Source organism: Streptomyces achromogenes subsp. achromogenes (assembly GCF_000720835.1).
Lineage (GTDB): Bacteria > Actinomycetota > Actinomycetes > Streptomycetales > Streptomycetaceae > Streptomyces > Streptomyces achromogenes.
In genome coordinates, this window is sequence record NZ_JODT01000005.1 from 144,253 (window position 1) to 166,279 (window position 22,027).

A 22,027-nucleotide genomic window follows, 5' to 3' on the forward strand; every position below is an offset into this window, starting at 1 on the left:
GGGCAGCGTTCCTCCCGGGAAACAGAGGTGATGCCGCCGGGTAACGTCGGGGACGCACGCTCGGGGACATGACCTCGAATACGCGTGTGGTGGTGATCGGCGCCGGCCTCGCGGGCGTGCGGCTCGCCCGGCGGCTCGGCGAGCTGGGCACGCCCGCGCTGCTCGTCGGCGACGAGGAGCACGCGCCGTACAACCGGGTGCTGCTCGCCGAGGTGCTGGCCGGCCGGTACGCGCCGGAGGTGATCACCCTCCCGCCGCCGACCGGCCTGCTGCGCACCCGCGTCACCGGCATCGACCGCGCCGCCCGTACCGTCTCGTGCGCCGACGGCATGTCGATCGCGTACGACACGCTGGTCCTGGCCACCGGCTCCAACCCGGTGCTGCCCCCGCTGCGCGGCCTGTTCACGCCCGACCGGCGGCTCCCCGAGGGCGTCCACGCCTTCCGCACCCTGGACGACTGCCTGGGCCTGGCCAAGGCGGTGCGGCCGGGGACACGCGCGGTCGTCATCGGCGGCGGCCTGCTCGGCGTCTCCGCGGCCCGGGCGCTGGCCGTGCGCGGCGCCCAGGTGGTCCTCGCCCAGCAGGCCGAACGGCTCATGGAGCGCCAGCTCGACCCGGACGCCTCCCGGCTGGTGCTGCGCCACCTGACCGACCTGGGCGTGGAGGTGCACACCGAGTGCCGGGTGCGGGACGTGCGCTGCGTGGCCGGCGCGGTCCGCTCGGTGGAGCTGGCCGACGGCTACGCCCTCGACGCCGACCTGGTGGTCCTCGCCTGCGGAGTACGTCCCCGTACGGGTCTGGCCGAGCAGGCGGGCCTCACCGTGCGCAAGGGCGTCCTGGTGGACGACGAGCTGCGCACCTCCGACCCGCACATCCACGCCATCGGCGACTGCGCCCAGCACGACGGCACGGTCTACGGCCTGGCCGCCCCGGCCCTCGAACAGGCCGAGTCGCTCGCCGAGTTGCTCGCGGGCGACACATCCGCGCGCTACCGCGGGACCCGTTCCCTGACCCGGCTGACCCTGACCGGTCCCGGCTCCCCCTTCGACCTCGCCGCGTTCGGCGAGACCGAGGCGCGCCCCGGCGACGACGTCGTGCGGCTCACCGACGCCACCCGGGGCACCTACCGCAAGGTCGTCGTCCGCGACGACCGCCTGGTCGGCGGGGTCCTCGTCGGCGAACTCGGCACCGTCGGCGCGCTCGCCCGGGCCTGGGAGGGAGCGGAACCGCTCCCCGACGACGGCCCCCTGCTCCACCTGCTCACCAACGATGGAGGCTCCTGAATGACCGCCACCCCGGGGGCCACCCCCACGATCGTGCTCGTCGGCCACGGCATGGTCGGCCAGCGCTTCCTCGAGGCGCTGGCCGAGCGCGGCCTGACCGCCACGCACCGCGTGGTCGTGCTGTGCGAGGAGCCGCGTCCGGCGTACGACCGCGTGCAGCTCACCTCGTACTTCTCGGGCCGTACGCCCGAGGACCTCTCCCTGACCGACATGCGGTTCATCAAGGACCACGGCATCGAGCTGCACATCGGCGACCCGGCCGAGTCCATCGACCGCGAGGCGCGGAGGGTGACGGCCCGCTCGGGCCTGGTCGTGGACTACGACGTCCTCGTCCTGGCCACCGGCTCCTACCCGTTCGTGCCGCCGGTGCCGAACAAGGACGCCGCCGGCTGCTTCGTCTACCGCACCATCGAGGACCTGCTGGCGATCGAGGAGTACGCGAAGTCCCGGGCGAAGACCGGTGCCGTGGTCGGCGGCGGGCTGCTCGGCCTGGAGGCCGCCGGCGCGCTCAAGGGGCTCGGACTGAGCACGCACATCGTGGAGTTCGCGCCGCGCCTGATGCCGGTGCAGGTCGACGAGGGCGGCGGCGCGGCCCTGCTGCGCACCATCGAGCAGATGGGCCTGACGGTCCACACCGGCGTGGGCACCCAGGAGATCGTGACGGACTCCGAAGGTGCCGTGACCGGGATGAAGCTGTCCGACGGCTCCGAACTCGCCGCCGACATGGTGGTGTTCAGCGCCGGTGTCCGCCCCCGCGACCAGCTCGCCCGGGACGCGGGCCTGACGGTCGGCGAGCGCGGCGGCATCGCGGTGGACGAGCGGTGCCGGACCGTGTCCGACCCGCACGTCTACGCGATCGGCGAGTGCGCGCTGGCCGCCGACGGCCGGGTGTACGGCCTGGTCGCGCCGGGCTACGAGCAGGCCGAGACGGCCGCCGCGACCATCGCCGCCGACGAGGCGTCCTTCACCGGCGCCGACCTGTCCACCAAGCTGAAGCTGCTCGGTGTGGACGTCGCCTCCTTCGGTGACGCGCACGGCACCACCGGGGACTGCCTGGACGTCGTCTACTCCGACTCGCGCGCGGGCCTGTACAAGAAGCTGGTCATCGGCGCGGACGGCACCCTGCTCGGCGGCATCCTGGTCGGTGACGCGGAGGCGTACGGCACGCTGCGCGCGCTCACCGGCTCGGTGCCCCCCGTCTCCCCCGAGTCGCTCGTCCTGCCCGCCGGAGCCGGCTCGGGGGCCCAGCTGGGCCCGTCCGCCCTGCCGGACGACGCGATCATCTGCTCCTGCCACAACGTCAGCAAGGGCACCATCCGCGGCGCGGTCACCGAGCACAGCTGCACCACCGTGCCCGAGGTGAAGAAGTGCACCAAGGCCGGTACCGGCTGCGGCAGTTGTATGAAGGTGCTGGGCCAGCTGGTCACCGCCGAGCTGGAGGCGTCCGGCGTCGAGGTCGACAAGGGGCTGTGCGGCTGCTTCGCCCAGACCCGCGAGGAGCTGTACGAGATCGTCCTCGCGCTGCGCGTCACGTCGTACCGGGAGCTGCTGGACCGCTTCGGCCGCGAGGACGCCCGGGGCGGGGAGGGCTGCGAGGTGTGCAAGCCGACGGTCGGCTCGATCATCGCCTCCCTCGCCCCCTCCATCGGCGCCAGCGGCTACGTCCTGGACGGCGAGCAGGCCGCGCTGCAGGACACCAACGACCACTTCCTCGCCAACCTCCAGAAGAACGGCTCGTACTCGGTCGTGCCGCGCATCCCCGGCGGGGAGATCGCGCCCGAGAAGCTGATCGTGATCGGCGAGATCGCCCGGGACTTCGGCCTCTACACGAAGATCACCGGTGGGCAGCGGATCGACATGTTCGGCGCCCGGGTGGAGCAGCTGCCGCTAATCTGGGCCCGGCTGGTGGACGCCGGCTTCGAGTCGGGGCACGCCTACGGCAAGGCGCTGCGCACGGTGAAGTCCTGCGTGGGGTCCACCTGGTGCCGCTACGGCGTGCAGGACTCGGTGAAGATGGCGATCGACCTGGAGCTGCGCTACCGGGGCCTGAGGTCCCCGCACAAGCTGAAGTCGGCGGTCTCCGGCTGCCAGCGCGAGTGCGCGGAGGCCCAGTCGAAGGACTTCGGGGTGATCGCCACCGCCAACGGCTGGAACCTGTACGTCGGCGGCAACGGCGGCGCCACCCCGCGCCACGCCGACCTGCTCGCCCAGGACCTGTCCGACGCCGAACTGGTCCGGCTGATCGACCGGTTCCTGATGTTCTACATCCGCACCGCCGACCGGCTGGAGCGCACCTCCACCTGGCTGGAGCGCGTCCCCGGCGGCCTGGACCACGTACGGGACGTGGTGGTGCACGACTCGCTCGGCATCTGCGACGAGCTGGAGCGGCTGATGCGGGAGCACGTCGCGCACTACCGCGACGAGTGGGCGGAGACGGTCAACGACCCCGAGAAGCTGGCCCGGTTCGTGTCCTTCGTGAACGCCCCGGACACGCCCGACCCGGTGGTCTCCTTCGTCCCCGAGCGCGACCAGATCAAGCCCGACCTGCCGCTGCTGACCATCGGGCTGCGGCCCGCCAACGACGTCCTGGAAGGAAGCGCCCAGCGATGACCCTGGCAGTTGAGACGACCGATCTGAAGGTCCAGCTCCAGCTGGCGGACGGCTGGTTCACGGTCTGCGACCTGAGCGTGCTGGTCCCCGGCCGCGGGGTCGCGGCCCTGCTGCCGGACGGCCGCCAGGCGGCCCTCTTCCGGGACCGCGCGGACCGGCTGTACGCCGTCGGCAACCGCGACCCGTTCACCGGGGCGGCCGTCCTCTCCCGCGGCCTGACGGGCACCCACCGGGGCCGCCCCTTCGTGGCCTCCCCCCTGCTGAAGCAGCGCTTCGACCTGGTCAGCGGCGTCTGCCTGGACGACGAGGCGGTGCGGATCCCGGTGTACGCGGTGCGGACGGTGTCGTGAGACACGGCTTTCTTGACTGATCGGTTCGGTAAATCTAGGCTGCCGGGCATGGGCAGGACCAAGGAATTCGACCCGGACGCCGCGCTCCAGTCGGCACTCGAGCTGTTCTGGCGGCGCGGCTACGAGGCCACCTCGATGGCCGACCTGGTCGAGCACCTGGGCATCGGCAAGGCGAGTCTGTACGCCACGTTCGGCAGCAAGCACGAGCTGTACCTGAGGGCGCTGGACCGGTACGGACAGGCGCAGAAACCGGTGCTGGTGCGCGAGCTGTCCGCGCCCGGCCCGGTGCTGCCGGCCGTGCGCGGCCTCATCCGGCGGTTCGCCGCCGAGGCCACCGCGGCCGCCACCCGGGAGCAGGGCTGCCTGGTCACCAACACGGCGGTCGAACTGGCCCCGCACGACCGGGAGGCCGCCCGCCGGGTGGAGCACAGCTGGGACACCATCGAGACCCTGCTGCACTCCGCCCTGGTGCGCGCCCAGGCGCAGGGCGAGCTGGCCGCGGACCGCGATCCGCTGGCCCTCGCCCGGACGCTGTTCGTGCTGCTCCAGGGGCTCAGGGTGGTCGGCAAGGCGTCGGCGGACCCGGCCCGGGCGCGGGACGCGGCGGAGCAGGCCCTGACACTGCTGGACTGAGACGAACGCGCCTCTTGTGAGGGGCGCGTTTTTCCGGCCCGAATACTGAACCGATCGTTCTAGACAAAAGGGATTCCACCATGTCGCACCGCTTCTCCGGCCGGACCGCACTCGTCACCGGCGCCGGCTCCGGCATCGGCCGCGGGGTGGCCCTCGCCCTCGCCCGGGAGGGCGCCCAGGTCGTCGTCGCCGGACGGCGCCGCGCCCCGCTCGACGAGACCGTGGCGCTGATCGAGGGCGAGGGCGGCAAGGCGCTCGCCGTGACCGCCGACGTCTCCCGCGCCGAGGAGGTGCGGGACCTGGTGGCCACCACCGTGGACCGGTTCGGCTCGCTGGACGTGGCGGTGAACAACGCCGGTGTGCTGGAGGGCCGCGGGCGCGCCGTGGGCGAGCTGCCGGAGGAGGACTGGCGCCGGATGATGGACATCAACGTCACCGGCGTCTTCCTCGCCCTCCAGGCCGAGATCGCTCATATGCGCACCCAGCCGGACGGCGGCGCGATCGTCAACATCGCCTCCCGGATCGGCCTGCACAGCCGGCTGCCCGGTGTCGCGGGCTACGCCGTCAGCAAGGCGGCCGTGTCGGTCCTCACCCGGTCCGCCGCCCTGGACCACATCGCCGACGGGATCCGCATCAACGCCGTCAGCCCCGGCTCCACCGCCACCGACATGTCGTTCAAGCCCGGCGAGACCGAGGCGGACCGGGCCGCGCGGATGCGCGCCGAGGTGCCGCTCGGCCGGGTCTCCACCATCGAGGAGGTGGCCGCGGCGGTGCTGTACCTCGCCTCGGACGACGCGGCCTCGGTGGTCGGCGCCGACCTGGTGATCGACGGCGGCTCCACGGCCTGAGCCGGCCGGACCGGCCCCGGGACGGGACCGGCCGGCCCCGTTCCGGGTCAGTCGATCCCGGACCGCTCCACCCCGGCCACGATCCACCGCTGGAAGCACAGGAACACCAGCAGCAGCGGCAGGATGGAGACGGCCGCCGCGACGAACAGCTCGTGCAGCCGTACGACCTGCGCGGTGGTGAACGAGGACAGGGCCACCTGCACCGTCCAGGCGCTCTGGTCCTGCCCGATCACCAGCGGCCACAGGAAGGAGTTCCACGCGCCGAGGAACACGATCGTCCCCACGGCCGCGAACACCGGGCGGCTGTTGGGCACGACGACCCGCCAGTACGTCCGCCAGTACCCGAGCCCGTCCACCTGGGCGGCGTCCTCCAGCTCCCGGGGGAAGCCGAGGAAGTACTGCCGGAAGACGAAGCAGGCGAACGCGGAGAACAGCGTCGGCACGATCAGACCGCGCAGCGTGGAGATCCAGCCCAGCGACGACACCAGCACGAAGCTGGGCACGAAGGTGACGGCCGCCGGGACCAGCAGGGTGCCCAGGATGCCGTAGAAGACCTTGTCCGCGTGCCGGTAGGGGATGCGGGCCAGGCCGTAGCCGGCGAGGGAGGCGAGCAGCAGGGTGCCGAGGGTGGTGGCGACGGCGATCAGCGCGGAGTTGAGCAGGGACCGGGCGAACGGCACCGACGGGTCCTGGAACAGCTCGCGGACGTTGCCCCACCGCACGTCGGCCGGGAAGAAGGTCCACTCCGGGGAGGTGATGTCCCGCTCGTCGGCCAGCCCGTTGCGCACCAGCAGGTAGAAGGGGACCAGGAAGAGCAGGGCGAGCGCGATCAGCAGGGCCAGCCGCAGTGCCCGCCCGGCCCGTACCAGGGCGTCATCCATCGCCGTCCGTCCTCCCCAGCCGCAGCCAGCGCGCCTGTGCCAGCGTGACGACCGCGATGACCAGCGCCAGGATCACCGCGCCCGCGCTGCCGAGGCCCAGGTTCTGCCCCTGCCCGAGCGCGGTGTAGTACAGGTAGACCAGCGGCGGCCGGGCGTACGGCGGGTAACCGCGGGCGTCGGAGAGCAGGTTGTAGAACTCGTCGAAGGCCTGGAACGCGTTCACCACGAGCAGCAGCACCACGGCGACCGAGGTGCCCCGCAGCTGCGGGAGGGTGATGTGCCGCAGCACCGTCCAGCCGGGCCGGGCCCCGTCCACGGCCGCCGCCTCGTACAGTGCCGGGTCGATCCGCTGGAGCCCGGCGAGGAACAGGATCATGTAGAACCCGGCCTGCAGCCACAGCCGTACGGTCACGATGACCAGCCAGTACCAGGGCGGGTCGGTGGTGGACAGCCAGGCGACGGGGTCGCCGCCGAACCAGCCCAGCACGGTGTTCGCCAGCCCGAACCGCACCCCGCTGAAGAGGGACATCTTCCAGATCAGCGCGGCCACCACATAGCTGCACGCGGCCGGCAGGAAGAACACCGAACGGAAGAACGCCCGCGCCCAGCGGACCCGGTTGACCATCAGGGCGAGGGCCAGGGAGAACCCGTAGGTGACCGGCACGATGAAGGCGGTGAAGAGCAGGAAGGTCTTCAGGCTGTCGCGGAACGCCGTGTCCCGCAGCATCGCCGCGTAGTTGTCCAGTCCGGTGAAGTGCGTGGGGGTGACGGTGTTGTGCGCGTCGAAGAAGCTCAGGCCCGCGCTCCACAGCAGCGGTACGTAGGTGAACAGCGCGAGCCCGAGCGCGAACGGCCCGACGAACACCCAGAACCACAGGGCTGCGTGCCGTCTCACGCGCGCACCCTGGCGATCTCCTCCGCCACCTTCCGCACGGCGCCCCGCAGTTCGCGCTCCGGGTCCGCCCCGCCCTTGATGATCCGGCTGAGGGCGTCCTGGTAGGCGGTCTGGCCGGCCGGGGTCCACAGCAGCGGCTGGGCGTAGCCGTGGTCGGTGGTGAACCGTACGATGTCGGCGGCCGGGCCCTCGCGCAGCGGGGCGGCCTCGGCGGCGAGGGAGCGCCGGGCGGGGATGTGGAAGCCGTAGGACAGCGCGAAGTCCTGCTGGTAGTCGGTGCGTTCGACCCACAGCCACTTCACGTACGCCTTGGCCAGATCCTTGTGCCGGGTGCGCGCGCTGACGGCGGCGCCGTAGGCCCCTACGGGTACGGCGGGACGGCCCCGGTCGCCGTCCGCCGGGAACGGCAGTACGCCGAAGTCGTCCCCGAGTTCGCGCTTGATCTGGGGCAGCGCCCACAGTCCGGACCACTGCATCGCGGTCAGCCCCTGGAGGAAGGCGGAGGGGTCGGACCAGTCGGCGGGCGCGCCGAGGAGCAGGGACTCGTCGGCGTACAGCCGGTGCACTTTGCCGAGGGTGCGGGCGGCGCCGGGGTCGTCGAAGCCGACCCGGCCGTCGTCGGTGACGAGCGGGAATCCCGCCGCGTACAGGGGAGTTCCGCCGAGGACCCCGGCGCCTCCGTCGTTGCCGAGGAAGAGTCCCTTGGTCTTGCGGTCGGTGAGCGCGCGGGCGGCGTCGACCAGGGCGTCCAGGGTGGTGGGCGGCTCCACGCCCGCGTCGCGGAGCAGGCTCTTGCGGTAGTACAGCACCTGGGTGTCGACGACCTGCGGAATCCCGTAGACCCTCCCCTCGTGGGTCTTCGGCGCGAGCACGGCCGGATTGAAGTCGTCCTTGACCCCCGCCAGCAGGTCGGTGAGGTCGAGGACCTGGCCGCCCCGGATCTGGTCGAGGGTGGGCCCGTTGACCTCGAAGACGTCGGGCCCGGAGTCGGTGAGCAGGGCGGCGGCAGTCTGCTGGTCGTAGTTGCCCGGCCGCCACTGCACCGACACATCGGCCTCGCGGAAGGCGGCGGCGTACCGCTGGACGGCCCGTTCGGTGCCCGGCTCGCCGTACTGGTGGTACCACTGTGACAGCCGGGGCCCGGAACCGCCGTCCCCGCGCCCGGTGTTCGATCCGCACGCCGTGAGCAGTCCGGCGCCCGCGGCCGCGCCCGCGGCCAGCAGTGTCCTGCGGCTGATCGTCATCGTGTGCCCCCTGACGTCCGTCATCGATGCACGGCCCAACGATCAACCATGCGCGGCGATTACGAAAGACGCGTTGCGGCCGTGTGTCGGCGTGCGCCGGATGCTGGGCACCCGGTTTCCGTGTCCCGGCAGCGGTGCACAACTTTTCCGCTCCGGGACGCATCCAACACAGCGACCCACATGCACCCTTCGCCTCGAAGAAGGAGAATGTGCCCATGTTCCCGAAGCCGAATCCGACGACCGCGGACCCCGGCCGGCGCCCCGCGGGGCTCTCCCGCGTCCTGCGCGGGCGCGGGCCGGTGACCGCGCTGGCCGCCGCGCTGCTGGGCGTCACGGCCGCCGGGGCCGCCTGGAGCGCGACACCGGCGGCGGCCCGGACCACGACGGCCATACGGACCTGCGCGGTGAGCGACCTGTATCTGTCCCTGGGCGCCAAGGAGGGCGCGGCCGGATCCCTGTACTGGCCGGTCCGGTTCACCAACACCAGCACGAGCACGTGCGCCCTGCGCGGCTACCCGGGCGTGAGCGTCGTGGACGGCGCCCACCACCGCATCGGCCCGGCGGCGAAGCACAGCGGCAGCGGCTACGGCACCGTCACCCTCTCCCCCGGCCGCTCCGCCTCGGCGGTCCTGCGCACCACCAACGGCCCGGTGGGCGGCCCCTGCGAACGCGCCGGCACCTACCTCCAGGTCTACCCGCCGGCGTCCCGCACGGCGACCCTGGTCCCGGCACCGTGGAAGACCTGCTCGGGGGTCTTCCAGACGGGGCCGGTGAACACGGACGGCTCGTTCTGACCACCTGGTGACCGACGCGGGGTGGTGGAGGCACCCAGGAGACGCCCCCACCACCCGCGCCGGCCGGCCGGGCACACGCGCTTTCGCCGGTGTGGCGGCCACGGCGACCGCAGCGCGGACCGCCGGCCCCGAGCCCGCTCCCACCGTGACGGAGACCCGTACCGTCGAGGTGACCACGACCGTCACGGCGCGGTCGGCGTCCGGCGGCGACACCCCCCTGTACGCGGGCGACCCGGGCTACGACTCCCACCTGGACCGGGACGGCGACGGAGTGGCCTGCGAGTGACCGGGCCCGCCCGGTCCTGTCCGGCTCCGGTTCGGGGCGCGCAAAGGGGCGGCACCCCCCGCACTGGGGTGCCGCCCCTTCTCTTTCGTGCGCCGGGGCCGTCGTCGATCGGTGAGGGTCGGGGACCGGCGACGGCTCCGGGGTCCGGGGTCAGCGGTGGTCGCTGCCCGTCGACTGGGTGGCCGCGCGGCCCGCTTCCAGGCGGGCGACCGGGATGCGGAACGGGGAGCAGGAGACGTAGTCCAGGCCCGCCTCGTGGAAGAAGTGGACCGACTCCGGGTCGCCGCCGTGCTCGCCGCAGACGCCGAGCTTGAGGTCGGGGCGGGTGCGGCGGCCGGCCTCCGCGGCCGACTTGACCAGGGAGCCGACGCCGTCCTTGTCGATCGTCTCGAACGGGCTGACGCCGAAGATGCCCTTCTCCAGGTACGCGGTGAAGAACGAGGCCTCCACGTCGTCGCGGCTGAAGCCCCACACCGTCTGCGTCAGGTCGTTCGTGCCGAAGGAGAAGAACTCCGCCGCCTCGGCGATCTCGCCGGCCGTGAGGGCGGCGCGCGGGAGTTCGATCATCGTGCCGATGGCCAGCTTGAGCTTCGTACCCGTCGCCGCCTCGACCTCCGCGACGACCTGGTCCGCCTCCTCGCGGACGATCTCCAGCTCCTGGACCGTGCCGACGAGCGGGATCATGATCTCCGCGCGCGGGTCGCCCTTGGCCGCCTTGCGCTCGGCCGCCGCCTCCGCGATCGCGCGGACCTGCATGGTGAACAGGCCGGGGATGACCAGGCCGAGGCGTACGCCGCGCAGACCCAGCATCGGGTTCTGCTCGTGCAGCCGGTGCACCGCCTGGAGCAGCCGCAGCTCGTTCTCGTGCGGCTCCTGCCGGGACTCCGCCAGGGCCACCCGGACCGACAGTTCGGTGATGTCGGGGAGGAACTCGTGCAGCGGCGGGTCCAGCAGCCGGATGGTCACCGGCAGGCCGTCCATCGCCTCGAAGAGCTCCACGAAGTCCTGCTTCTGCAGCGGCAGCAGGGCCTTCAGGGACGCCTCGCGCTCCTCCTCGGTGTCGGCCAGGATGAGGCGCTCGACCAGCTCACGGCGGTCGCCGAGGAACATGTGCTCGGTGCGGCACAGGCCGATGCCCTGGGCGCCGAAGCGGCGGGCCCGCAGCGCGTCCTCGGCGTTGTCGGCGTTGGCCCGCACCCGCAGCCGGCGCTTGCGGTCGGCGAAGGCCATCATGCGGTGCACGGCCTCCACCAGCTCGTCGGCGTCGTCGGCGCCCGGGTGCATCCGGCCCTCGAAGTACTCCACGACCGGCGACGGCACGACCGGGACCTCGCCCAGGTAGACCTTGCCCGTGGAGCCGTCGATGGAGATCACGTCGCCTTCCTCGACGACGTGCCCGCCGGGGACCGTCATCCGGCGCCGCTTGGTGTCGACCTCCAGCTCCTCCGCGCCGCACACACAGGTCTTGCCCATGCCCCGGGCGACCACGGCCGCGTGGGAGGTCTTGCCGCCCCGGCTGGTCAGGATGCCCTCGGCCGCGATCATGCCGTCCAGGTCGTCCGGGTTGGTCTCCCGGCGCACCAGGATGACCTTCTCGCCCGAGCGGGACCACTTCACGGCCGTGTACGAGTCGAAGACCGCCTTGCCGACCGCCGCGCCCGGCGAGGCCGCGATGCCCCGGGCCACCTGCTCGACCTTGGCGTGCTCGTCGAAGCGCGGGAACATCAGCTGGGCCAGCTGGGCGCCGGTGACGCGCTGGAGCGCCTCCGTCTCGTCGATCAGGCCCTGGTCCACCAGCTGCGTGGCGATCCGGAAGGCCGCGCCCGCCGTGCGCTTGCCGACGCGGGTCTGGAGCATCCACAGCCGGCCGCGCTCGATGGTGAACTCGATGTCACAGAGGTCCTTGTAGTGGTTCTCCAAGGTCTCCATGATCTTCATGAGCTGGTCGTACGACTTCTTGTCGATCCGCTCCAGCTCGGCCAGCGGGACGGTGTTGCGGATGCCCGCGACCACGTCCTCGCCCTGGGCGTTCTGGAGGTAGTCGCCGTAGACGCCCTGGTGGCCGGAGGCGGGGTCGCGGGTGAAGGCGACGCCCGTGCCGGAGTCGGGGCCGAGGTTGCCGAAGACCATCGAGCAGACGTTGACGGCGGTGCCCAGGTCGTGCGGGATGCGCTCCTGGCGGCGGTAGAGCTTGGCGCGGTCGCCGTTCCAGGAGTCGAAGACCGCCTTGATGGCGAGGTCCATCTGCTCACGCGGGTCCTGCGGGAACTCCCGGCCGGCCTCCTTCTTGACGATCTTCTTGAAGGTGGTGACCAGCTTCTTCAGGTCCGCGGCCTCCAGGTCGGTGTCGACCGTGACCTTCTTGGCGGTCTTGGCCTTGTCGAGGGCCTCCTCGAAGAGGTCGCCGTCGACGCCGAGGACGGTCTTGCCGAACATCTGGATGAGGCGGCGGTAGGAGTCCCAGGCGAACCGCTCGTCGCCGGCCTGGGTGGCCAGGCCCTGTACGGAGGCGTCCGACAGGCCGATGTTCAGGACGGTGTCCATCATGCCGGGCATGGAGAACTTGGCACCGGAGCGGACCGAGACGAGCAGCGGGTTGTCCGCCTGGCCCAGCTTCTTGCCCATCTTGCGTTCCAGGGCGTCGAGGTGCGCACTCACCTCGTCACGCAGTGCCGCCGGTTCCTCGCCACTGTCGAGGTAGACCTTGCAGGCCTCCGTGGTGATGGTGAAGCCGGGAGGGACCGGGAGACCGAGGTTGGTCATCTCGGCGAGATTGGCACCCTTGCCACCGAGGAGGTCCTTGAGGTCCTTGTTGCCCTCGGTGAAGTCGTAAACGAACTTCGGCGCGTGGGGTTCTTTGTTTTCCGACACGGGTCTCGACTCCTTGAGGCCACGGTGGCTGCCCTGACGGCGAGGAACATACCCAGATCGAAGGTGGTTGGGTACGTCTACTTGTCCGTCATGCGCCTGTAACCACCCGTCCGCCAGCGGATCGAAAGTCAAGGCTTGGCAAGCCTGACGAAGATTATGTTTTCACTTCTTGAACGCAGCGCCGCCCACAGGTGCGGTTTTCCGCTCACATGAGCGCCCACCGGCACGACTGATTTCGATCGCTGAACGATCAAGGGGTGGCACCCAGTGCCACCCCTTGGAGAAGTGCAGTCGCGCGTGATCCGCTCATCTGAGCGCTACCCCTATCAAGGGTGGCGAGAATCACGCTGCCACAGGCCGCCGGATTCCACCATGCGGACGACGCCTCGGACACCTGTCGGAAGCGGAAACACCGCCGTCACCCCCGGCCGGAAGCGTGCCCGTGCGGTGCGGCCGGGGCCGGGTTCTGGACCGGTCGGAGCAGAAACGGTGACCGGGCGAGGAGACGGTGCCGGGCCGGTGGGAACGGAGACGGTGCCGGGGGCGGGCGGCGAGAGCGGAGACAGTGCCGGGCGGCGGGACCAGGGGACGGTGCCGGGCGGCGGGAACGGAGACGGTTCCGGGCCGGTGGGCGGCCCTCCCCGTCACATCCCCATCGCCGCGAGCCGCTCCTCCACCCGCTCCGGTGCGTACAGGTGCTCCACCACCATCGCCCCGGCCCCGACCAGCCCGGCCCGGTCGCCGAGCCGGGAGGTCACCACGTCCAGATGGGCCGTGGAGCGGGGCAGCGCCCGCTGGTACAGCAGCTCGCGCACGCCGGTCAGGAACGGCGTCCCGGCCAGGTCGCCCGCGATCATCAGCACGCCCGGGTTGAGCAGGGTCACCACCGTCGCCAGCACGTCCCCGACCCGGCGCCCGGCCTCCCGTGCCAGCGCGGCGGCCTCCGGGTGCCCGGCCGCCAACAGGTCCCGCACATCCGAGCCGGAGGTGGCCGGCACCCCGGACGCGGCCAGCCGCCGGGCCACCGCGCCACCGCTGGCGACCGCCGCCAGACAGCCCTGCGAACCGCACCGGCACAGCGCGTCGGCGCCGACCCGGATGTGCCCGATGTCGCCCGCGCCGCCGTCCACGCCCCGGTAGACCGAGCCGTCCACCACCACCCCGGCGCCGATACCGGTGGACACCTTGACCAGCACGAAGGCCGTGCAGTCGGGATATCCGGTGCGCTGCTCACCGTAGGCCATGAGGTTGGCGTCGTTGTCGACCAGCACCGGCACCGCGGGCGCCCCGGTGCGCTCGGTGAAGACACGCGCCATCCGGCCGCGGATGTCGTAGCCGTCCCAGCCCGGCATGATCGGCGGCTGCACCACCCGGCCGGTCTCGCTGTCCACCGGGCCCGGCACCGCGAGCCCGATCCCGCACACCTCCTCGGCCCGGTGCCCGGCCTTGGTCAGCAACTCCTCGAACCAGCCGCCCAGTTCACCGAGGACCGCCTCCGGCCCCTCCTCCACCACCAGCGTGCCGGCCTGCTCGGCGAGGATCTCACCGGTCAGCGAGAGCACGGCCGCGCGGGCGTGCCGGGTGTCCAGGTCGGCGGCGAGGACCACCGCGTGGGAGTCGTCGAACTCCAGGGTGATGGAAGGGCGTCCGCCGAGCGGCGAGTCGACCGGGCCGCCGGCGCCCTCGCGCAGCCAGCCCGCCCGGAACAGCCGGTCCAGGCGCTGGCCGACGGTGGCCCGGGACAGTCCGGTCGCCTGCTGGAGCGCCCCGCGCGTCACGGCACGGCCGTTGCGCACGAGGGCGAGCAGATCGCCGGCTCCCGCCTGGCCTCCGCTCCTGCCGCTCCTGCCGGCCCTGCCCGGACGTCCGGTCATGCGCACCCCCTTGTGTTTCTCCAGCTTGCCTTACATATTGAGTTTTGCGTGTTAAATAGACGTAACCCTACGGTGGCCGCAGCCGAACCCCGCGCGCGGCCGGACGTCTTCGGGGAGCCCCGAGTGGATCGCACCGCCCAGCTCAGTACCCGTCCCTTCCCGTACGAGATCGCATACGATCCACCGACCGCGCCGCCGTCCCCGCACGTCAGGGCCGCCCGGGTGCTGGCGGCGAACTGGACCGGCGCCTCCACGGTCCCCTCCCGGAAGCTGTACCCGCACCAGTGGTCGTGGGACTCCGCGTTCATCGCGATCGGGCTGCGGCACGTCTCGCCGGGCCGGGCCCAGACGGAGCTGGAGACGCTGCTGGCCGCGCAGTGGGCCGACGGGCGCGTCCCGCACATCGTCTTCAACCCCTCCGTCCCGCTCGACGCCTACTTCCCGAGCCCCGACTTCTGGCGCTCCTCCACCGCCGGACGCGCCGCGGGCGCCCCGCGCACCGTACAGACCTCCGGCATCGTGCAGCCACCGGTGCACGCGCTGGCCGCCTGGCTGGTGCACCGCGCCGACCCCGCCCTGTCCCGCTCCCGCGGCTTCCTGGCCCGGGTCTACCCCAGGCTGGCCGCCTGGCACCGGTATCTGCTGCACCAACGCGACCTCGGCGGCGCCGGACTGGTGTCCGTGGTGCACCCCTGGGAGCAGGGCATGGACAACAGCCCCTGCTGGGACGCCCCGCTGGCCCGGATCACCCCGGCCCCGGCCCGCTCCTTCCGCCGCGCCGACCTCGATCACGGCGCGGCCGAAGACCGGCCGACCGACCTGGACTACGGCCGGTACGTACGGCTGGCCGCCGACTACCGGGACCGTGAATACCGGGACGGGCCGGGCGGGAAACACGGCGCCGGCAGCGGGGAGTTCGCCGTGGAGGACCCGGCGTTCAACGCCCTGCTGATCGCCTCCGAGCACGCCCTCGCGCGGATCGCCGAGGAGCTGGGCGCGGCCGGGGCCGCCCGCCGGGAGCGCGCCGAGCGGCTGACGGCGGCCTTGGTGGAGCGGCTGTGGGAGCCGGCCGCCGGGATGTTCCTGTGCCGGGACCTGCGCGGCGACGGCCTGCGGCCCGAGCGCTCGGTCTCCGGGCTGATCCCGCTGCTGCTGCCCGGCCTGCCCCGCGCCGTGGCCGCCGCGCTGGTGGACACCCTGCGCGGGCCGCACTTCTCGCTCGGCGGCCGCACCCGGCTGGTGCCGAGCTACGACCTGCTCGGGGAGGCCTTCGACCCGCACCGCTACTGGCGCGGCCCGGCCTGGTTCAACACCAACTGGCTGCTGGAGCGCGGGCTGCGGGCGCACGGCGAGACGGCCGTCGCCGACACTCTGCGCACGGCGTTCCTGGACCTGGCCGACGCCACCGGCTTCGCCGAGTACGTCGACCCGTACACCGGCGAGCCCTGCGGGGCGACCGGCTTCAGCTGGACGGCGGCGCTGGCGCTGGACCTGCACCACCGCGAAGCCGCATCACAGACGCGTCAAAGGCCGGACAAGAGCCCGTCAAGGGACGTGTCCGCGCCCGGCACCGGCACGTTCGACAGGAGTGACCAAGGAGGGGACCGGGGATGACGGACCGGCATCATCTGCTCGTGCACGGCGCCACCTTCGCCGCCGTGGGTGACCGCGGCGACATCAGCGGGGTACGCGGCGGCGGCGCCCCGGACGGGTTGTTCGTCCGGGACGCCCGGCACCTCAGCCGCTGGCAGCTCACCGTCGACGGGGCGGTGCCCGAGGTGCTCAGCCCGGTGACGGACGGGGCCGAGGCGCGCTGCGTACTGGTCCCGCGCGGCGGCCGGCAGGAGCCGCCGTCCTGCACCGTCTTCCGTGAACAGGCCGTCGCCGACAGCTCGTTCGTGGAGTCGCTGAAGGTCACCAGCAACCGTCCGGTGCCCACCACCGTCCGGCTCGCGCTCACCGTCGACGCCGACTTCACCGACCAGTTCGAACTCCGCTCCGACCACCGCACCTACGTCAAGACCGGCGTCGTACGCTCCCGCCAACTCCTGCCCGACGGCATCGAGTTCGCCTACCGCCGGGCCGACTGGCAGTCCCGCACGGCGATCACGGCCGACCCCGCCCCGGACGCCGTGGAGGAGACCGGCACCGGCGCCCGCCGCCTGGTGTGGACCCTCGACGTCGCGCCGCACGGCACGACCGAGCTGCTGCTGCGGGTGATCGCCCGCCCGCACGGCGAGAAGCGCGCGCTGCGCGTGCCCCGCGACCCGGCCGCCGTGCACCGCCAATTACGCGCCCGGGAGGAGCAGTTCGCCGAAGGGGTGGCCTTCCCCACCGGCTGGCCGGAACTGGCCGCGGCCTGCGTCCGGGGCCTCGCCGACCTCGCCGCCCTCCAGGTGCCGGCCGGCGGACCGGACGGCGAGGAACTGCGCGTCCCGGCGGCCGGCGCGCCCTGGTTCCTCACCCTGCTCGGCCGGGACGCGCTGCTGACCTCCCTGTTCACCCTGCCCTACCGCCCCGGGCCGGCCGCCGCCACCCTGCTCGCCCTGGCCGCCACCCAGGCCACCGGCACCGGTGACTCCCCGGTCGCCCAGCCCGGCAAGATCGTGCACGAGGTGCGGCACGGGGAGCTGGCCCACTTCGGCCAGGTGCCGTTCGGCCGCTACTACGGCTCGGTGGACGCCACCCCGCTGTTCCTGGTCCTGCTCGGCGCGTATGTGGAGCAGACCGGTGACACGGCCCTGGCCCGCCGGCTGGAGCCGCACGCCCGGGCCGCCATCGGCTGGATGCTCGACCACGGCGGGCTGACCTCGCGCGGCTATCTCGTCTACCGCGCCGACGAGGGCGGCCTCGCCAACCAGAACTGGAAGGACTCCCCCGGCGCGATCTGCTGTGCCGACGGCACCCGTCCCACCGGCGCGGTGATGGCGGCGGGCGCGCAGGGCTACGCGTACGACGCGCTGCGCCGTACGGCGTCGGTGGCGCGCGGGGTGTGGGGCGACGAGACGTACGCGGCGCTGCTGGAGCAGGCGGCGGCCGATCTGCGGGACCGGTTCCAGCGGGACTTCTGGATGCGGGAGCGGTCGTTCCCGGCGCTCGCGCTGGACGGCCAGGGCCGCCAGATAGACGCGCTCGCCTCCGACGCGGGGCATCTGCTGTGGTCGGGGCTGCTGGACAAGGAGTACGGCGAGGTGGTGGGCCGGCGGCTGCTGGAGCCGGACTTCTTCTCCGGCTGGGGCGTGCGCACGGTGGCCTCCGGGCAGCCGGCCTACCACCCGCTGTCCTACCACCGCGGCTCGGTCTGGCCGCACGACAACGCCCTGATCACGCTGGGCCTGGCCCGCTACGGGCTGCACGACGAGGCCCGTACGGTGGCGCAAGCGCTGCTCGACGCGGCGGCGGTGACCGGGTACCGGCTGCCGGAGGTGTGGGCCGGGTACGGGCGGGACACGCACGGTGAACCGGTGCCGTACCCGCACGCCTGCGGCCTGGAGGCCCGGTCCGCGGCGGCACCGCTGGCGTTGCTGACGGCGGTCGGGGGCGTCTGAGCGCGGGATCCCGCGCCTGCCCGGTGAACAGCGGACCGCCGTGGGCCGTACCGAGGGGCATGCGTCAGTCAGTCGTGGTGGTGGCCGGGGAGCGCGAGTTTGTCGTACGCGGGGTGCGGTGGCGGTGGCCGGGCAGGGCGCGGGTACTGTCCGGCACCCTGACCGGGCTCGCCGCCCTCCTCGTGCTCGCGGCGCTCGTGATGCCGGACTCGGTGGACCGGCTCGGACCCGCCGCGTTCGTGCGCATACCGGCGGAGGCCGTCGTCGGGGCGGTCGTGCTGCCCGCGCTGCCGCGCCGGCCCCGGGTGGCGGTGGCGGCGGGGTGCGGGGTGCTGCTCGCGGCGCTGACCGTGCTGAACGCGCTGGACATGGGCTTCCGGCAGTATCTGGGCCGGACGTTCGACGTGGTGCTGGACTGGAGCCTGCTCGGCGACGCGGAGTCGTATCTGGAGGACTCCCTCGGCTCCGCGACCGCCCTCGCCGTCGTGGCCGGCGCGGTCGCCCTGGTCCTGCTGCTCTTCGTGCTGCTGGCGCTGTCCGTGGTGCGGCTGACCGAGCTGCTCGCCCGGCACCCCGGCACCGCCCGCCGCTCCACCCTGACCGCCGCCGTCGCGTGGGTCGCCTGTGCCTCGCTCGGCCTGGCGCCGGCGGCCGTGCCGCTCGCCTCCCACCGCACCGTCACCGCGCTGCGCGGCCAGGTCCACCGGGTCTCGGACACCCTCCGGGACGAGGCCGAGTTCCGGAAGGTGGCCCGGGTCGACGCGTTCGGGAACACCCCGGGCGACCGGCTCGTGCCGGAGCTGCGCGGCAAGGACGTGATCTTCACGTTCGTCGAGAGCTACGGCCGCAGCGCGATCGAGGACCCGGTCATGGCGCCCGGCGTGGACCGGATGCTCGACGCCCGCACCAAGGCCCTGGCCCGGGCCGGTTTCCACGCCCGGAGCGGCTGGCTGACCTCGGCGACGTACGGCGGCAGCAGCTGGCTGGGCCACTCCACCACCATGTCGGGGCTGTGGATCAGCAACCAGCAGCGCTACCGCACGGTCATGGCGAGCGACCGCCTCAGCCTGACGGAGGCGTTCCGCAGGACCGGCGCGTTCGAGACGGTCGGGGTGATGCCGGGGGTCCAGAAGGGCTGGCCGGAGCAGAAGTGGTACGGCCTGGACAAGGTCTACGACGCCTTCCGGCTCGGCTACCGGGGCCCGAAGTTCAGCTGGTCCACCATGCCCGACCAGTACGCGCTCCAGCAGTACCAGGAGCGGGTGCACGGCAAGCGGCCGGCCGCGGGCAAGGGGCGGATGTCCCTGCTCATCCTGACCTCCAGCCACCAGCCGTGGGCGCCGGTCCCGAGGATGGTGGACTGGGACCGGCTCGGCGACGGCTCGGCCTTCAAGGCCATGGAGGCGGCGGGCGACAAGGCGGCGGACGTCATCGCCGACACCGCCAGGTCCCGCGCGGCGTACGGCAGGTCGGTCCAGTACTCGGTGACCGCGCTCACCGAGTGGCTTCAGCGGTACGGCACGAAGGACACCGTGCTGGTCTTCCTCGGCGACCACCAGCCCATCGCCCGGGTCAGCGGCAACCACGCGAGCCGGGACGTGCCGGTGTCACTGGTCGCCAAGGACCCGAAGCTGCTGGACCGGATCGCCGGCTGGCACTGGACCGACGGCCTGCGCCCCGCCCACGACGCCCCGGTGTGGAAGATGAGCGCCTTCCGCGACCGCTTCCTGACCGCGTACGGCTCGACACCGGGACCGAAGAGGAACTGACGGCCCCTCTCGGCAGGTCAGCCGCCGGAGGTGTCCAGCTCCGCGTCCTCCCCGACGCCCGCGCAGTCGTACGGGTCCTTCAGCCATCCGTCCGGCAGCACCACCCGGTTGTTGCCGGAGGTCCGGCCCCGCGGCCCCTCCGCCCCGGCCGGCCACGGCTGGTCCAGGTCCAGCTCGTCCAGCCCGGCCCGCAGCTCCTGAAGGGACGAGGTGATCGCGAGCCGCTTGCGCATCTCGGAGCCGACCGCGAAGCCCTTCAGGTACCAGGCGACGTGCTTGCGGAAGTCGACCACGCCCTTGGACTCGTCGCCGCTCCACTCCCCGAGCAGCGTGGCGTGCCGCACCATGACGTCGGCGACCTCCCGCAGGGTCGGCCGCACGAAATCCTCCGTGCGCCCCTCGAACCCGGCCACCAGGTCCGCGAACAGCCACGGCCGGCCCAGGCACCCCCGGCCGACCACGACCCCGTCGCAGCCGGTCTCCCGCACCATCCGCAGCGCGTCCTCGGCCGACCAGATGTCGCCGTTGCCGAGCACCGGGATCTCCGGCACGTGCTCCTTCAGCCGGGCGATGGCCTCCCAGTCGGCGGTGCCGCCGTAGTGCTGGGCGGCGGTACGGCCGTGCAGCGCGATGGCGGTCACCCCCTCCTCGACGGCGATGCGGCCGGCGTCGAGGTAGGTGATGTGGTCGTCGTCGATGCCCTTGCGCATCTTCATGGTCACCGGCAGGTCCCCGGCGCCGGAGACCGCCTCGCGCAGGATGGCCCGCAGCAGGTTCCGCTTGTACGGCAGGGCCGAGCCGCCGCCCTTGCGCGTCACCTTCGGCACCGGGCAGCCGAAGTTCAGGTCGATGTGGTCGGCGAGGTCCTCCTCCGCGATCATGCGGACGGCCTTGCCGACGGTCGCGGGGTCGACGCCGTACAGCTGGATCGAGCGCGGCCGCTCGCTCGCGTCGAACCTGATCAGCTGCATGGTCTTCTCGTTGCGCTCGACCAGCGCCCGAGTGGTGATCATCTCGCTGACGAAGAGTCCCTTGCCGCCGGAGAACTCCCGGCACAGCGTACGGAAGGGCGCGTTGGTGATCCCCGCCATGGGTGCGAGCACGACGGGCGGCGTCACGGCGTGCGGTCCGATGGTCAGCGGGTGGGTCATCGTCAGGGCTCCGGGACGGATCTACGGCGACAGGGGCAAGGCTCCATTGTCCCTCACCCGGCCGGACGCTCGTATCCCTCACCCGGCCGGGCGCTCGTCGGGCAGTTCCGCGAGCCGCTCCAGCCGCTCCTCGCTCTCCTCGTCGGCGGGCAGGTAGGCGACCACCCGGTGGGCCGGGGACTGCGGGGCCAGCCACATGTTGCGGTGCTCCAGCCGGATCAGCCCGACCCGGGGGTGCCGGTACCGCTTGACGTGCGGGGACATCGGCGCGACCTCGTGCCGCCGCCACAGCTCGCGGAACTCGCCGGAGGCTTCGAGCAGCCGGTTCAGCTGCTGCTTCCAGGCGGGCTCGGCCACGTGCTCGGCCATGCCCGCGCGGTACTTGGCGATCAGGTCGCGCAGCATCTCGTCCCGGTCCAGGAAGTCCCGCTTCCAGCGGGCGCTGGTGGTCAGCAGCCACAGGCAGTTCCGGTCGGCCGGGGGCAGCTCGGCGGGGTCGCCGAAGAGCTGGGCGTAGGGGCGGTTGGCGGCGAGGACGTCGTAGCGGGCGTTCTGCAGGGAGGCCGGGTAGGGGGCGAGCCGTTCGACGACCTTCAGGGCGGTCTTGGCGGCGACCGGGTACTCCGGCCCGGAGCGCGGGTCGTGGGTGCCGGCCAGGGCGAACAGGTGGGCGCGCTCGGTGGGGTCCATCAGCAGGGCGCGGGCGACGGCGTCCAGCACCTGCGCGGAGACGTGGGCGGCGCGGCCCTGCTCGATCCACGTGTACCAGGTGACGCCGACCGCGGAGAGCTGGGCGACCTCCTCGCGGCGCAGTCCGGGGGTGCGGCGGCGGGGGCCGCGGGGCAGGCCCACCTGCTCGGGGGTGATCCGCTCGCGCCGGCTGCGCAGGAAGGCGGCCAGTTCCCGGCGCCGGATCTCCGTGGTCCGCTCGGGCCCTGTCTCCGTGTTCCGCTCGGGCGCTGCGATGGTCATGGCACCCAGGGTGCCGTC

The 22,027-nt window shown here is 72.8% G+C and carries 17 protein-coding genes; 10 read left to right on the plus strand and 7 right to left on the minus strand.

Features of this window, described 5'->3' with window-relative positions; translation table 11 throughout:
- Positions 1–68: 68 nt before the first annotated feature.
- The 5 genes from IH25_RS0107030 (at position 69) to IH25_RS0107050 (ending at position 5,724) form a co-directional block, all read left to right on the plus strand.
- Positions 69–1,283: an NAD(P)/FAD-dependent oxidoreductase gene (locus tag IH25_RS0107030; protein WP_030604768.1), complete on the plus strand. Its 1,215-nt coding sequence runs from the start codon at positions 69–71 to the stop codon at positions 1,281–1,283.
- Positions 1,284–3,893: a nitrite reductase large subunit NirB gene (nirB, locus tag IH25_RS0107035; protein ID WP_030604772.1), complete on the plus strand. Its 2,610-nt coding sequence runs from the start codon at positions 1,284–1,286 to the stop codon at positions 3,891–3,893.
- Positions 3,890–4,243 (plus strand): nitrite reductase small subunit NirD, encoded by a 354-nt coding sequence (nirD, locus tag IH25_RS0107040; protein ID WP_030604775.1) that lies wholly within the window; start codon positions 3,890–3,892, stop codon positions 4,241–4,243. Before nirB ends, nirD begins: the two co-directional genes overlap by 4 nt.
- Positions 4,244–4,291: 48 nt before the next feature.
- Positions 4,292–4,876, plus strand: a complete 585-nt coding sequence (locus IH25_RS0107045) for a TetR/AcrR family transcriptional regulator (protein ID WP_030604778.1) — start codon at positions 4,292–4,294, stop codon at positions 4,874–4,876.
- 80 nt (positions 4,877–4,956) lie between these two features.
- Entirely contained in the window at positions 4,957–5,724 is a 768-nt protein-coding gene (locus IH25_RS0107050; protein ID WP_030604781.1) for an SDR family NAD(P)-dependent oxidoreductase, read from the plus strand.
- Between the two features lie 47 nt (positions 5,725–5,771).
- Here IH25_RS0107050 and IH25_RS0107055 read toward each other — a convergent pair whose 3' ends face one another.
- The 3 genes from IH25_RS0107055 to IH25_RS0107065 are packed head-to-tail and all read right to left on the minus strand — an operon-like array spanning position 5,772 to position 8,744.
- Positions 5,772–6,605 carry a carbohydrate ABC transporter permease gene (locus IH25_RS0107055; RefSeq protein ID WP_030604785.1) on the minus strand — a complete coding sequence of 278 codons (834 nt, stop codon included), beginning with the start codon at positions 6,603–6,605 and terminating at the stop codon, positions 5,772–5,774.
- On the minus strand, positions 6,598–7,500 hold the full coding sequence (locus IH25_RS0107060) for a carbohydrate ABC transporter permease (RefSeq protein ID WP_030604789.1): 903 nt from the start codon (positions 7,498–7,500) through the stop codon (positions 6,598–6,600). The genes IH25_RS0107055 and IH25_RS0107060 overlap by 8 nt, the downstream gene beginning before the upstream one ends.
- The gene (locus IH25_RS0107065; protein WP_030604791.1) at positions 7,497–8,744 is read right to left on the minus strand and encodes an ABC transporter substrate-binding protein; all 1,248 of its coding nucleotides are present in this window, start codon (positions 8,742–8,744) and stop codon (positions 7,497–7,499) included. The genes IH25_RS0107060 and IH25_RS0107065 overlap by 4 nt, the downstream gene beginning before the upstream one ends.
- 215 nt (positions 8,745–8,959) lie before the next feature.
- Here IH25_RS0107065 and IH25_RS0107070 point away from each other — a divergent pair, with 215 nt between their 5' ends.
- On the plus strand, positions 8,960–9,538 hold the full coding sequence (locus IH25_RS0107070; protein WP_051753813.1) for a DUF4232 domain-containing protein: 579 nt from the start codon (positions 8,960–8,962) through the stop codon (positions 9,536–9,538).
- Between the two features lie 145 nt (positions 9,539–9,683).
- The gene (locus IH25_RS0107075; RefSeq protein WP_387874861.1) at positions 9,684–9,824 is read left to right on the plus strand and encodes an excalibur calcium-binding domain-containing protein; all 141 of its coding nucleotides are present in this window, start codon (positions 9,684–9,686) and stop codon (positions 9,822–9,824) included.
- A 150-nt stretch (positions 9,825–9,974) separates the two neighbouring features.
- Here the strand turns inward: IH25_RS0107075 and ppdK are convergent, their stop codons facing one another.
- Together ppdK and IH25_RS0107085 are read right to left on the minus strand one after the other, a co-directional pair.
- Entirely contained in the window at positions 9,975–12,695 is a 2,721-nt protein-coding gene (gene ppdK, locus IH25_RS0107080) for a pyruvate, phosphate dikinase (RefSeq protein ID WP_030604801.1), read from the minus strand.
- A gap of 644 nt (positions 12,696–13,339) precedes the next feature.
- The gene (locus IH25_RS0107085; RefSeq protein WP_030604803.1) at positions 13,340–14,569 is read right to left on the minus strand and encodes an ROK family protein; all 1,230 of its coding nucleotides are present in this window, start codon (positions 14,567–14,569) and stop codon (positions 13,340–13,342) included.
- 123 nt (positions 14,570–14,692) lie between these two features.
- Between IH25_RS0107085 and IH25_RS0107090 the strand changes: the two genes are divergently transcribed.
- The 3 genes from IH25_RS0107090 to IH25_RS0107100 are packed head-to-tail and all read left to right on the plus strand — an operon-like array spanning position 14,693 to position 19,886.
- Positions 14,693–16,183 carry an MGH1-like glycoside hydrolase domain-containing protein gene (locus IH25_RS0107090; protein ID WP_063755143.1) on the plus strand — a complete coding sequence of 497 codons (1,491 nt, stop codon included), beginning with the start codon at positions 14,693–14,695 and terminating at the stop codon, positions 16,181–16,183.
- Positions 16,180–18,117: an amylo-alpha-1,6-glucosidase gene (locus IH25_RS0107095; protein WP_030604810.1), complete on the plus strand. Its 1,938-nt coding sequence runs from the start codon at positions 16,180–16,182 to the stop codon at positions 18,115–18,117. The genes IH25_RS0107090 and IH25_RS0107095 overlap by 4 nt, the downstream gene beginning before the upstream one ends.
- Before the next feature lie 59 nt (positions 18,118–18,176).
- Positions 18,177–19,886 (plus strand): alkaline phosphatase family protein, encoded by a 1,710-nt coding sequence (locus IH25_RS0107100; protein WP_245172720.1) that lies wholly within the window; start codon positions 18,177–18,179, stop codon positions 19,884–19,886.
- Between the two features lie 17 nt (positions 19,887–19,903).
- Here IH25_RS0107100 and dusB read toward each other — a convergent pair whose 3' ends face one another.
- Both dusB and IH25_RS0107110 read right to left on the minus strand, forming a co-directional pair.
- Positions 19,904–21,037, minus strand: a complete 1,134-nt coding sequence (dusB, locus tag IH25_RS0107105) for a tRNA dihydrouridine synthase DusB (RefSeq protein ID WP_030604815.1) — start codon at positions 21,035–21,037, stop codon at positions 19,904–19,906.
- 78 nt (positions 21,038–21,115) lie between these two features.
- On the minus strand, positions 21,116–22,009 hold the full coding sequence (locus IH25_RS0107110) for a helix-turn-helix transcriptional regulator (protein ID WP_051753819.1): 894 nt from the start codon (positions 22,007–22,009) through the stop codon (positions 21,116–21,118).
- Positions 22,010–22,027: the final 18 nt, after the last annotated feature.